This is a genomic window from Streptomyces sp. NPDC097640, from assembly GCF_040302705.1.
Taxonomy (GTDB): Bacteria; Actinomycetota; Actinomycetes; order Streptomycetales; family Streptomycetaceae; genus Streptomyces.
Genome location: NZ_JBEOSB010000001.1, coordinates 63,581 through 77,795 on the forward strand (window position 1 = coordinate 63,581; position 14,215 = coordinate 77,795).

Sequence of the window (14,215 nt, forward strand, 5' to 3'; positions counted from 1 at the left end):
CGGTGGACCAGGCGGTGCGCGCGGAGCTGCTGGGGCTGGTGCGGGCGGCCGAGGAGGCTGGGCGGGCGGGGAGTCTGGCCGCGCTGGGGGCGTTCCATCTCGAACGGCTGAGGGCGACCGGGCCGGATCAGAGCGGCTACTTCACGGTGGGGGGCCACCGGGTTCCGGGTCTGAACTGGCTGGGGCCGGAGGCCCTGGGGGCCCTGGACGCCCTGGAGCTGGACATGGACTTCAGCGACGTCCTGATGCCGCGGCCGGACGGTTCCCTGGCCATGGGCGGCGCTCCCAGGCGGGAGACGCCGTGGCCGAAGGAGTGGGTGCCGTATGTCGTCGGGGCCGACTGGCGGGACGGCAAGCACGGCAGTAACGGCAGGTTGGTGGCGCGGCTGCCGGACGGTTCGACGCGGGACGCGGGCATCGAGGAGTTCGTGGAGCTGGTGGCGGCGGACGTGGCGCGGGCGGGGCTGCCGGCGGGCACCCCGATCGTGCTGGCCGTTCCCTTCCTGGGCCGTCACAGTCTGCTGTTGCAGAAGCTGGCGGACCGTACGGGTCTGGTGGTGTGGCCGCACAGCGGTGAGGTGAAGGTCAGCCCGCGGCCTGACGACAAGGGCGGCATCGACTTGGTCGTCGGGCGGCCGGGGGTTCCCGAGGGTGCGTGGTTCCCGCTTCGGCCGGGCCAGGGGCCGGTTCTCGATGACAGCGTGCCCGGCTGGTACCCCGACGTGGTGCTGTGGCCGATCGTCAGTGAGGCGACCGGGGAGCAGATCGGCGACGCCTCGTTCGCCCCCGCCGAGTACGCGCGGGACTTCGAGGAGACGGATCGCCACGTCGACCAGATGACGACGTACGTCAACGACTATTTCACCCTGCGCGCCGCTGGGCGGGAGTTGGAGCTGCCGCGCCCGGGCCCCGAGGGCAGTCCGTTCCCTGAGGCTGACGCGTACCGCATCTTCATGCATGGCGTGCCGGGCTACATGGTGCTGTCGGTGTGGAGCGGGAACGGCGTGGTCAACCGCTTCGTCGGCGGGGGTGAGGCGGTGGCGTGGGTGACGTGGCTGGTGTCCCGGCTGCCCAAGGACCGCTGGCTGGACCTCCCCGCGTGCTGGATCGGGTCTCCCGAGGACAGCAACAGGCCGGGGCCCGCCGGGAGGGACGTCTTCGCTCCCGATGTGTTCGTGGCCAATCCGCTGCGGGAGGTGTCTGTGGGACAGCGCATCGTGAACGCGACGCGGCACTGGGCGCGCGTCTCCTACGGCCCGCAGGGGAAGGGGCGGAAGAACGGCAAATACATGCGCAGCCTGACCACCGATGCCCGGGGGCGGCCGCGGGAGTTCGCCCTGGAGCGGCCGGAGCCGGAGGGTGCGGAGCTGGACCGGCTGGCGCGGGTCGCCAGGCTGCACTCGGGCCCCGGCGCGGTGCCGCCGGCGGTGCTGGTGCGGACGCTGGATGCGTTGCGGGCGCTGAAGTCGATGTTCGGGATCTATGCGGAGGACCGCGCCGACCTCGGGGAGCTGCTGCGCGGTGTGGCGGCGGTGGATTCGATGTGGCGGGCCGACGACGACTTCGAGCGGGCGGGTCCGCTGACGCTGGATCTGCTGGGACGGGTGATCGCTGAGCGTGCGGGGCCCGGGGTCGGGGTGGACCAGGATGTGGTCCGCCGGGTGCTGGCCGAGGCGGCGACGGCGTGGGCGGCGGGGGTGCCGTTCGGGGACTTCGTGGTCCTGCCGGTGGTGCGGGAGGCCGCGGGGTGGCTGAACGGGGATGGTGCGCGGTCCGAGACCGTCGACGCCCTGAAGCTGTCCAGCCCCGGTCAGGTGCGGGAGGCGGAGCGGTCGCGGATGTTCTGGGCGCGGGTCAAGGCCGGGGAGGTGCTGGACGCGCCCGGTATGGACGAGACCAAGCGCGACGCGTTGGCCGTGCGGGTGCTCCACCTGGACCCGGCCTTCGACGTCGACCCGCGGGAACGTGAGCGCTTGCGGGTCGTGCTCACCCGGGCGTTCGCCGTGGGGCGGGACGCGTCCGACCCGGACGCGGCGGCCGCGTACGACGTCGAGGAGTACGGGGCGTTCGATGACACCGCCATGGACACGGCCTTGGACGGAGTCGAGGGGAGCGGTCGTGACTTCACGGGGGAGCCGAAGCCGAGCAAGAAGGTGAACCTGGCGCGGATCCGTACGCCCGACGGTCTGGAGGACACGCCGTGGCGGCACCAGCGTCCACCCCAGGGCCGCAACCAGCAGGCGACCGTTCCGGTCCCCGACCTGGTGCGGATCGAACTGGACGAGCGGGACCCGGACATCATCACGCTGTTCATCGGCAGCCGCGTGTTCCGGATGCCGGTCGGTGAGTTCGTGGAGCTGATGGCGAACGACCCCACCCTGATGAACAAGGGGCCGGGCAGCACCGTCGTCCTTTCGCACGCCCGGCCCGCTCCCGGTATCGGCGCGGTGGCCAGGCGGCTGACGCGGTTGGGCCGTCCTGTGTGGTGGACCGAGACCCCGACGGACCTGTCCGGCACGGACGATCAGGGCGCGCCGGTGCTCACCGTGCTCGGCGCCTCCGGCGCCGTCTGGCACCGGGCGGAGGTGGAGAGCCCGCCAGTCGTCCAGGACGCCCCGCTCCCGGCCCCGCGGCCGTACCCGCTCCCGAACCCCAGGCCCCCCGCGCCTGCCGCTCCCGCGACGACTCCGGCCACGACGGCTATGCCGACTCTGCCGGACGAGGTGGCGGCGTGGGAGCCGCTGAGGGACGCGGGCGAGGCGCGGCCGGTGGCGCGGGCGTCGTCGGGGCAGGAGATGCCCAGTCTGGAGGAGTCCGCCCCGCGGCGGGTGTTCACCGCACCGGTTGACCCACCGTCGGTCGCGTCGCGGGTGGACGGGCCGCTTCGGGCGCTGCCGGTGCTGACCCCGGTGGTGTTCTGGGCCCAGGGAACGGAGCATCTGCTCGGGGAGCAGCGGGAGACTCTCAGGGGGCTGGCGTTCGAGGTGGCGCTGGCCGGTATGCGGAACTGGCGGGCGGGCGTCGCGCTGCCGCGGATCGACATCACCGGGTACGGCACCGGCAGTGAGGACGAGGCGCGTGCGCGGGCCGCGCACCGGGCGTTCACCGGCTTCCTGGACGACGCGCTGCGCACTCTTCAGCAGGGGCTGCCCGAGGGCGAACATCGACTGGACGTACGGGACTTCGCGTTCTCCGTGCAGGCTTCCGGGTGGCCGTCCGAGGAGGCGGCCGAACTCGCCGGTGTGCCACAAGAGGACCTGGTGCGGCGGGCGACGGTGGGGGTGACCCTGTCCGAGGACGCGGCGGCGCTGGAGAAGCTGGACGTGCTGCGGGGGCGCGACCGGCGGTTCCGGAACGGTCCGCTCGACGTGGACGCGCTGGCCCGTCATGTTCTGGGTCTGCCGGAGGGCGTGCCGGTGGACCAGGCCGCGCGGGCGCGGTTGCTCGAACTGGTGCGGGACGCCGAGGACGCCGGCCGGGCACGGAGCCTGGCAGAGCTGGGGGTGTTTCACCTCGCCGAGTTGGGGGTGATCGGTCCGGGCCGGCGTGACCACTTCACGGTTCACGGTCGCCCCGTTCCGGGTCTGAACTGGGTCGGACCGGCGGCTGTCGATCTGGACACCACCTGGAGTCAGGTCCTTGTGCCGCAGCCGGATGGTTCGCTCGGCTTCGATGACGCGCAGGAGCCGCCGTGGCCGAAGGGGACGGTGCCGTACGTCGTGGCGACCTCCGGGCTTCGCGACGCGCTGGTGGTGCGGCTGCCGGACGGTTCGACGCGGGAGGTGGGTGCCGAGGAGTTCGTGGAGCTGGTGGCGGCGGACGTGGAGCGGGAGGGTCTGCCGCCGGACACCCTGATCGTGCTGGCCGGTTCCTTCCCCGACGGCCAGTACGGAGACCTGCCGCAGAGGCTCGCGGACCGTACCGGTCTGGTGGTGCGGGCGCACAGCGGCGAGGTGACGATCAGCCCGCACCGCGACAGGCCGAGCACGATCGACACGGTGATACGGCCTGGCGCTCGCATGGGTGCCTGGGTCTCGTACCGGCCGGGGCAGACGCCGGTGCTCGACGATGACGCGCCCGACTGGTACCGCGATGTGGTGATCCAGCCCGTCGTCAGCGCGTCGACGGGCGAGCTGATCGGCCACGCCTCGTTCGAGCCCGCCCAGTACGCGGAGGACTTCGAGGCGAGCGACCGCCACCTCGACGAGGCGACGACGTTCGTCCACTACAACCGTGCCCTGCACGCGGTCACCTCGGAGCGCGCGCTGCCGCGCCCGGGTCCTGAGGCCCATCCGTTCCCCGAGGACAAGGCGTACCGTCTGACCTCGCACGGCATACCGGGTTACCTCTCGCTGGTGGTGCGGGACAGGGCCACTGGCGAGCTCGGCACTCGCCTCGTCGGCGAGGACGAGGCAGTCCGGTGGGCGATCTGGATGACGTCCCGACTGCCCAAGGACCACTGGATCGACCTCCCCTGCTGCTGGGTCGGGTCTCCCAAGAACCGTGCCGTGCCGAACCCCAACACGGCGAGTGAGGCCCTGCCCGGCGTGTTCGTGCCCGATCCGCTGGACGAGGTCGCTTTGGGGCAGCACATCGCGAACGGGACGCGACGCTGGGTGCGCGCCTCCGACGGCCCGCAGGGGATGGACACGGTCGGCGGCAAGTACGTACGGGCCCTGACGGCCGACCCCCAGGGGCGGTACCGGGCGTGGGTTCTGTTCCGGCCGGAGCCGCAGGGTGCGGAGCTGGATGTGCTGGCGCGGGTGGCCGGGCTGCACTCGGGCGGTGGCGAGGCGCCGGCGGAGGTGCGGGCGCGGACGCTGCGGCTGGTGCGGGCGCTGAAGTCGATGTTCGGGGTCCATGTGGAGGACCGTGCGGATTTCGGGGAGCTGCTGCGTGGGGTGGCGGCGGTGGACGAGATGTGGCGGGCTGATCCGGAGTTCGAGCAGGCGGGTCCGCTGACGCTGGATCTGTTGACGGGGGTGGTGGCGGCGCATGCGGAGCCCTGGGCCGGAGTGGACCAGGAGACCGCCCGCCGGGTGCTGGCCAAGGCGGCGGAAGAGCGGGCCACACGGCGCGATGCCGGGCTGCGCGGGGCCCGGTTGAGCGAGTTCGTGACGCTGCCCGCGCTCCAGGAGGCTGCCACGTGGGTGCGCTCTCCCGACGCGAAGGCCGCGGCCGTCGACGCCTTGCGGCTCTCCGGTCCCGGCGAGGTGCGTGAGGCGGAGCGGTCGCGGATGTTCTGGGCGCGCGTCAAGGCCGGGGAGGTGCTGGACGAGCCCGGTGCGGACGTGGACGAACTCGCCGTGCGGGTGCTCCATCTGGACCCGGACTTCGACGTCGACCCGTCGGAACGTGACGACCTGCGGCTGCTGCTCACCCGGGCGTTCGCGGCGGGGCGGGACGCGTCCGACCCGGACGTGGCGGCCGCGTACGACCTGGAGGAGCACGAGGTCTTCGAAGTCACCGCCGTGGACACGGACATGGACGGGGACCCGGGGGGCGGCCGCGACTTCACGGGTGAGCGGCCGGAGGACGTGAATCTGGCGGAGATCCACACGTCCGCTGGTCTGGTGGACGCGCCGTGGCGGGAGGACGCCTCGGTCCCCTATCTGGTGAGCGTCAAGCCGGACGGGCAGGACCCGGACCGTCTTGAGGTGACCTTCGGGGACCGGACAGAGGAGATGTCGGTCTTTGAGTTCCTGGAGGTGATGGCGAACGACCGCGACCTGATGTCCCGTGCCCTGGCTACTCGGGTCGTCCTTTCGTTCTCCGAACCGGGGCCCGGCATGGGCGCCCTGGCGCGGCGGCTGGCGCGGCGGCTGGGCCGTCACGTGTGGTGGACCGATGTGCCGACGAGCCTGTCCGAGATGGGCGACGAGGGACTTCCGGTGCTCACCGCGCCCGCCGGATCCGCCCCTGACGGAGGCTGGCGGGAGGAGGCTCCTCCTGCGCCGCAGTTCGCCGAGGACGCCCCGTACCCTGTCCCGCGCCCGCTCCCCAAGTCCGACGTGGGCGGCGCGACCGCGCCCGCGGCCCTGGCGGGCGCGGGTGGGACGACGACGTCCCGCGGTGTGCCCACCAAGAGTGCACCGCCCGCCGGCGGAGCCCGCCCGGAGCGGGCGCCGTCGGGGCCGTCCACATCCGCGCCGGGGGACTCCGTTTCGCGGGTGTTCGTCGCGCCGGTCGCCCCGCAGACGGCCGAGTCCCCAGCCCCGCTCGCCCCGGAGACAGCCGCCGCGTCGCAGTCCCCGGACGAAGCGGCGGCAGAGCGGCTGTTGGAGGCTGTGCACGGGCGGGACCGGCGGTTCCGGAGCGGTCCGTTCGACGTGGACGTGCTGGCCCGTCATGTGCTGCGGCTGCCGAAGGGCGCGCCGGTGGACCAGACGGTGCGTGCGGAGCTGTTCGGGCTGGTGCGGGATGCGGAGGCGGATGGCCGTGTGGGGAGTCTGGCGGAGCTGGGGGCGTTCCATCTGGAGAGGCTGGGGGCGACCGGGTCGGTCCGGAGTGGCCACTTCACGCTGTGGGGGCGCGGGGTTCCGGGTCTGAACTGGCTGGGGTCGGACGCCTTGGAGCTGGACACGGACTTCAGCGAGGTCCTGACGCCGCGGCCTGACGGTTCCATGGCCCCCATCGGCCGCCCCAGGCGGGAGACACCGTGGCCGAAGGGGAAGTGGCCGTACGTCGTCGGGGCCGACTGGCGCGAGGACAAGAAGAAGGTGGTGGTGCGGCTGCCGGACGGTTCGACGCGGGACGTGGACGTCGAGGAGTTCGTGGAGCTGGTGGCGGCGGACGTGGCGCGGGCGGGGCTGGCGCCGGGCACCCCGATCGTGGTGGCCGTTCCCTTCCTGGGCCGTCACAGTGCGCTGTTGCAGAGGCTTGCGGACCGTACGGGTCTGGTGGTGTGGCCGCACAGCGGTGAGGTGAAGGTCTCCCAGCGGGGCGGTATCGACACGGTTGCCGGGCGGCCGGGGGTTCCCACGGGCGACTGGTTCCCGCTCCGGCCGGGCCAGGGGCCGGTTCTCGATGGCAGCGAGCCCGACTGGTACCCCGACGTGGTGATGTTGCCGACGGTCAGCGAGGCGAGCGGAGAGCGGATCGGCGACGCCTCGTTCGACCCCGCCGAGTACGCGGAGGACTTCGAGAAGCCGGGCCGCCACAGCGACCAGATGACGACGTACTTCGACTACCACTTCGTCTTGGGCGATCTGGGGCCGGAGTTGGAGCTGCCGCGTCCGGGTCCCGAGGGCAGTCCGTTCCCGGAGGCCGACGCGTACCGCATCACCCTGCATGGCATTCCGGGCTACATGGTGCTGACGGTGTCGAGCGGGAGCGGCGTGGTCGAACGCTTCGTCGGCGGGGGTGAGGCGGTGGCGTGGGTGACGTGGCTGGTGTCCCGGCTGCCCAAGGACCGCTGGCTGGACATCTCCTGCTGCTGGATCGGGTCCCCCAAGGACAGCAACAGGCCGGGTCCCGCCGCGAGGGGCTACTTCGCTCCCGAGGTGTTCGTGGCCGATCCGTTGCGGGTGGTGTCCGTGGGGCAGCACATCGTGAACGGGGCGCGGCGCTGGGCGCGTGTCTCCCACGGCCCGCAGGGGTTCGGGAAGGAGAACGGCACGTACATGCGGGCCCTGTTCGCCGACCCCCAGGGGCGGGCCCGGGGGTGGGATCTGCTGCGGCCGGAGCCGGAGGGTGCGGAGTTGGAGCGGCTGGCGCGGGTGGCCGAGTTGCACTCGGGGCCTGGCGCGGTGCCGGCGGAGGTGCTGGAGCGGACGCTGCATGGGTTGCGGGCGCTGAAGTCGATGTTCGGGGTCCATGCGCAGGACCGTGCCGACTTCGGGGAGCTGCTTCGGGGGGTGGCGGCGGTGGAGTCGATGTGGCTGGCGGACGACGACTTCAAGCAGGCGGGTCCGCTGACGCTGGATCTGCTGCGGCGGGTGATCGCGGCACATGCCGGGCCCGGGGTCATGGTGGATCAGGACGTCGTTCGCCGGGTGCTGGCCGCGGCGGCGACGGCGGGGAAGGCGGGGGTGCCGTTCCGGGACTTCGTGGAGCTGCCGGTGGTATGGCTGGCCGCGGGGTGGCTGAACGGGGGTGGTGCGCAGTCCGAGGCCGTCGACGCCCTGAAGCTATCCGGCCCGGAGCGGCAGTTGGGCGAGGTGGAGCGGTCGCGGATGTTCTGGGCGTGGGTGAAGACCATGGATCTGCTGAGCGCACCCGGCATGGACGTGGATGAAGTGAACAAGCTGGCCGTGCGGGTGCTCCACCTGGACCCGGACTTCGACGCCGAGCCGCACCATCGCGAGCGCCTGCGGGTCAGGCTCACCCAGGCGTTCGCGATGGGGCGGGACGCGTCCGACCCGGACGTGGCGGCCGCATACGACCTGGAGGAGGAGTACGGGGCGTTCACGGGCACCGGCTTGCACACGGTCCAGGACGGGGCCCGGGGGAGCGGTCGTGACTTCACGGGGCAGCCGCGGTCAGGGGTGGTGAGCCTGGCGCAGATCCTTGCGCCCGGCGGTCTGAAGGACGCGCCGTGGCGGCACGTGGGCCCGAACCAGCAGGCGACCGAGCCGGCCCCTTACCTGGTGCGGATCGAACTGGACGAGCTGGATCCCGACAGCATCCAGCTGATCATCGGCGATAGCATGCTCCAGATGCCGGTCCGTGAGTTCCTGGAGCTGTTGGCGAACGACCTCACCCTGACCGACAAGGAAGAGGACACCCTGATCGTCTTGTCGCACGCCTGGCCGGCTCCCGGCATCGGCGAGGTGGCCAGGCGGCTGGCGCAGCGGGTGGGCCGTGAAGTGGGTTGGACCGACACCCCGACGGACCTGTCCGGCACGGATGATCAGAACCGGTCGGTGCTCACCGTGCTCGCCGCCTCCGACGCCGTCTGGCAGAAGGCGGAGGTGGAGGCCCCGCAGCCGCCCGTCTCCAACGCCCCGCGCCCCATCCCGCAGCCGTACCCGCTCCCGGGCTCCAGGCTCCTGGGGCCTGCTGCTTCCACGACGGCTCCGCCCACTACGGCCACGGCCACGACGACCAGACCGACGGCTCTGGGCTCGGCAGCTCCGTCAGGGCTCGCTGCCGCCTCCTCCGCCACACCGGCGGGTGAGAAGCCGGAGGCGACGACCGCCCCTGTGGCGCCGCTCGTGTTGTTCCCGGACCCGGCGTCGTTCCCGGACTTCGAGTCGTTCCTGAACGCCGGGATGCCTTCCGCGCCCGAGGAGTCCGAGGAGCCCGTGCCGGCCGAGGCGTCCCCCGCGTCGCCCTGGGACATGGCGCGTATCCGCTATGCCGAGGAAGCCCTCGACTACGAGCAGCGGCTGGCCACATACCTGGCGGCCGACGAGCGGATCAACGCGGAGTTCGCGAGGGTGGTGCAGGCGTACTGGGTCCTTGCCCTGCACAACGGCGCGGACTACCGGAAGTTCGGTAGCGATCTTCCGACGGAAGTCGGGGCGGTCGGGATGTCCTTCGAGAGCCTCAGAAGAGTCGTGGAATCGGGCAATCTGCGCGAACGGTTGGACTTCCTCTTCCGCGGGGCGAAAAACGGTCTCCTCCCCGCCTTCACGGGAGGCACCGTGCGCAGGCATCCGGTGACCAAAGCGGAGCGCGACGATCGGCGGAACACCGAGGCGTACACGCGCTACAAGCAGACGGAAGGGGAACTGCGCGCGGCGGGCCTTGACGAGGAGGAGATAGCGGAAGAGGTGGAGGACCTGGAGGCGATGTTGCGAACGCGGTTGCGGCCGGAGGACGTCCAGCCCCCGCTGAGCCAGGACGAACGGCTGCTCGGGGTCAGGGACGACGGGAAACTGCTGTGGAGGCCTGCCGGGCTGTCCACCGATCTGCCGATGTCCGCCGAATTCCAGGCACGCTCCCAGGAGAGTGGCGGTCTGGTGCTGACCGGCACCTCGGGCACCGCCTACTTCATCCTGACGTGCATCGCCCGGATGTCGAGCCTCACGAACCTCCCCGTGGACCTCGGCCTGCTCAGGGCCGGGATCGTCAGCGTCATGGCGTCCGCGGACCACCGCCACCACAGCTTCCACGAGGTGATGGCCGGCGCCCAGCTCCTCCTGGACGAGGTCGCCCACCCGGGGGTCCCGGACTACGTGGACGGCTGGTACCGGTACCGGAACGTCTATCCGCTGACCGAGGAGGAGTTGCGGGCCCATGTCGCGCGCGACGGGCTCTTCCCCGACGAGCACGCCCTGGCGCTTTTCGCCGAGTTGGACGACGAGGCCGAGGAGGCAGCGGGGAGCGATCAGGGCGATGACAGCTCAGACCGGTGAAGGGACGCCCACGCGGGCGTCAGAACAGCACGACAGTAAGCGAGGACACGATGAGTGAGTCCAACGGCGAGGCCACCACCCCTGCCACCGCTCCCGCGGTGGACCCCGCGCCGCCCGAGGAGTTCGTCCAGGCTGCCAAGGCGGCGCCGAACCACTGGCTCTATCTGACCGACCCCACCTGGCGCGGGGAGGCCCCGCCGCCCGAGTTCGCGGTGGTCGGCCAGTGGCGCTCCGATGACAACGGCGAGATCGTCGAGTGGCAGGCCAACGAGGACTACGTGCCATCGCCGGGGGCGCGGGGCTGGCCCGAGCCCACCGACGACGTGGACCGCGCCGTCCAGCTCGCCACCACCGGCTACGGCCCGGCGGACGACGTCACCGCCGCCCTGGCCAAGGCCGAACTGGCGATGCTGGTCACGGCGGACGGCCGGCCGGTGAGCGCGTCGGCAGCCGACGGCACGGCAGTGGTCCCGATCTACACCTCGGCGCGCCACCTCCACAAAACCGGCCCGCTGGGGTTCGAGCGGGTGCGGATCGCCGACGTCCTCGACCGGATCCCCGAGGGCCACAACGTGTGCGTCAACAGCTCCGCCGCGGTGAGCATGGTGCTGGTCACGGACAAGCTGGTGGCGGCGCTGGCGGCCGTGGAGAGCGCCCCGGCGCAGGAGACGGACGGGGGCGAACGGGCCGAAGCGGATCAGGCCGAAGCGGATCAGGCCGAAGCCACGTCGGCCGGTGCCCGGGAAGAACGAGGAGGACAGGCGTGAGCCGTTCCGGGGGCTCCAGAGCCCGCTGGTTCAGCAGGCGGGACGCCCGAGCCCGTACCGGGCCCGCCGCCGACCCCGCGCCGTCCGCGCCCGTCACCACGCTGGAGCGTCCCGGGAGCCGCGGGCGGGGCGGGGCGCTGCTCGTCGAGGAGCACGGCGGTGTCATGCTGCTCCGCTCCCCCGTGGACGACACGCTGTCCGCCTCCGACGTCGCCGACCTGGCCCGGGCCCTCTCCGCCGACCCGGAGCACACCGTGACGGTGGTCGCCGGGGCCGACGCGTCGTCGGCCGGTGAGCTGTGGCCGCGGCTCGGCAGGGTGCTCGACTCGCTGCGCTCGGACGGCGTCGGAGTGGTCCGGCTCGTCCTGGCGGCAGCGGGCGACGACCGGCCGGACGAGCCCGCCGTGGCCCGCCGGATCGCCGACGCCTGGGAGATCGAGGTGATCGCCCCCGATGGTGTCGCCGTCGTGGTGCCCGGCGGCAGTCTGTTCGTACCGGAGCGTCGCTCGGGCCGGGGCGGCCGGCGCGGCGGTGGCGAGCGGGGCGGATGGTGGCGCTTCGCGCCGGGGGCGGAACCGGTGCGGATCGGCTCGCGCCAGCCGGCCCCCGCGTGGCAGCCCGCGGTCGAGTACCTGCCGGTCGGCACCTCCGGCGGATACGCCGTCGAGCAGATCCCTGCGGGCGTGCTGATCCGGTCCCGGGACGCGAACCCGCTCCGCCCCGAAGACCTCTGCTACGCCGTACCGGCCGACCCGCGCGGCCCCACCGTGCTGCTGGGCGCGCCACAGGACGAGGACGTCCCGGCGGGCGACCTCACCGAACTCCTCACCGCCCTCCCCGAGGCCGTCAGGCCCCGCGTCCGGCTCGCCCCCGGCGGCCCCCGGGACATCCTGCGCACCAGCCAGTCGGTTGCCGACTCGCTCGGCGTCGAACTCGTCGTCCGCACCGGGATGCCGCTGATGTCCTACGGCATGCCGACCGAGCCCGGCACGGTGCGGTCCGTGCTCGTCGGCGCCGACGGCGCGCCTCGCTGGCAGCCGTTCGTGGACACCGTGGTGTGCGCCCCGGCGCGCGAGGGTGAGACCGCCCCGAGCCCCCGCCTGTCGCGCTGGAGCCCGCCGGTTCCGGGCCGCGGCAGCGCGGAACACGGTGCCATACGCCTCTCCGAGCAGTGGCGGGTCACGGTCACTCGGGCGGGCCTGTGGATCACCGACACCGAGAGCGAGCCGCCACCGGCCACCGGCCGCGCGGTGGACCCCGAAGGACCGGCGATCGAACTGGGCCATCCCGGGCGGCCGATCGACGCGACGCTGTACCCCGTGCTGGCCAAACTGCTCGGCGGACTCGGCGCCGACGTGTGCGGCCGGGCCAGGCTCTTCGTACTCGGTACGTGCGCGGACGGTGGCCGCGAACTGCGCCGGATAGCCGCGGAACACGGCCTGCGGACGCTCCGCTTCGGTGCCGGCCTCGCGCCCGCCAGGCCCGAGGTGCGGCGCCCGGCCCCGGCCGAGTCCGCCCAGGCGCCGACGGAGCCCGGCCCTGCGCCGGTCGCGTCCGCCCCGGCCGCGGAGGCGGAGCCCGAGCCGGACCACGAGCGCGATCCGATGTCCCTGGGAACGCTCCCCGAAGCCACGCTCCCCGAAGCCACGCTCCCGGAGGCAACGCAGCTGGAAGCCACCGAGGATCCGAGCCCCGCGCTCCCATCGACGCGACCGTCGATGGTCAGCGCGGCCCCGGCCCCGGCCGCGCGCGACACCTCCGCCGCGCCCGGCGAGCCTGCCGCGTCCGCCACATCCGGGGCAGGGGCAGGATCCCCGGAGCCCGCCGGGCCGCGAACGGGGGGCTCCGGCCTGAGCAAGCCGCCGGGCTCCGGCCGCGTACGGGACCCCGAGCGGCCCGAACCCCCGGGAGTGGGACGCCCCTTGCGGACGGGGAGCAACACGCCCCCACCCCCGATGGAGCCGGACCAGCGGAGCCAGTCGCTGCCCCCGATGGGACTGGACGCGATGCTGGACCTGCTCCGGTCGCAGAGCCCGCCCGACGGTGCCGGAGACGGGGACAGCGCCCCGTCGGCATCCCCCCTGACCCGCCGGCCCACCCAGCCGGGTTCCCCGCTGTCGCGCCCATCTCAGGGCCAGGCCCCCCAGGCGGCGCGGAACACCCCCGTGACCCCGGCCACGCGGACTCCGTCGGCGAGCCCGGAGTCCTCGGAGCCACCGGCGCTTGCCGAGCCACCGGCACCCGCCGTACCCCCGGCGGCCCCACTGTCCACCACGGTGTCGCAGTCCACGCAGGGGCCCCCGTCGGGCGCGGCGCCCGAGCCCCGGGCCGCTCGTACGCCGTCCGTGCCCCTCCGGCCGTTGCCGCCGGTTCCGTTCCTGCCGGGGCATGTCAGTACGGAGGCCGAGCGGACCGCCTTCCGGGCGCTCGCGGACGCGGTGTGGGAGCGGCACAGCGCCGCGGTCACCCGCGCCCTCACCCGGATGCCCGCGCTGCGCGGGGCGGAACAGGAGGCGGCGCGCATCGACCTGATCGCGCTCCACGTGTACCTGGAGACCTCGTACGACCCCGATGCCCCGGATGCTCCGGACACCCCGGCGGCGCGGCTGAGCCATGCCGCGCTCGCCCGCGGCATGCGTACGGGCGACGAGCGGCTGCTGCCGTACGCCGCCTGTGTGGCCTCCGCTCTGCGGCGCCTGCCGTCGTACCGGGGCCCGGCGTGCCGCCTTACCCCCGAGGCGGACGGTGGGCTGGTCCCCGGAACCCTGCTGCGCGACCCGGGGCCGGTGTGTGCGCTGCCGCTGGGGGCCGGGGCGCCACGCCCTGCCGGCGCGCAGTACGCCATCTGGTCGGTCACCGGGCGTCGTACGCGCCAGCTGACCGGCCGCCCCGGCTCCGCTTCCGGCGGGGACGAGGTCGTCTTCGCCCCCGGGACGCTGCTCCGGGTGCTCGATGTCCGCGACACCGACGGCGCCCCGCTGGTGCTGCTGCGAGAAGTACCCGCCACCGCGTCCTCCCCGTCCGCCACCGGTGCGGTACCGCAGGACGCGCGGCTCGATGACCACGACCGCGCCGCGCTCGACCGCCTGGACGAGGCGCTGCGCCGTCACGGCCGGTGACCGGTCGGCCGCCGCGCATGGATAACAC

General features: G+C 73.3%; 3 protein-coding genes (1 of these 3 only partly in view). All 3 read left to right on the top strand.

What is annotated here, in order from left to right:
- Tightly spaced (at most 50 nt apart), the 3 genes in view from ABTY62_RS00070 to ABTY62_RS00080 form a layout consistent with a single transcriptional unit that may run on beyond the window.
- Positions 1 to 10,301, top strand: partial view of a lonely Cys domain-containing protein gene (locus ABTY62_RS00070; RefSeq protein ID WP_352127015.1) — the 3' end only. Its footprint begins 44,791 nt before the window's first position; 10,301 of the gene's 55,092 nt are visible here — the last part of the coding sequence; its start codon lies beyond the left edge, outside the window; the stop codon is at positions 10,299 to 10,301.
- Between the two features lie 50 nt (positions 10,302 to 10,351).
- Positions 10,352 to 11,068 (top strand): type VII secretion system-associated protein, encoded by a 717-nt coding sequence (locus tag ABTY62_RS00075; protein ID WP_352127016.1) that lies wholly within the window; start codon positions 10,352 to 10,354, stop codon positions 11,066 to 11,068.
- Positions 11,065 to 14,187, top strand: coding sequence for a hypothetical protein (locus ABTY62_RS00080; protein WP_352127017.1), 3,123 nt, complete (start codon positions 11,065 to 11,067; stop codon positions 14,185 to 14,187). The genes ABTY62_RS00075 and ABTY62_RS00080 overlap by 4 nt, the downstream gene beginning before the upstream one ends.
- The last annotated feature ends 28 nt before the right edge of the window (positions 14,188 to 14,215 follow it).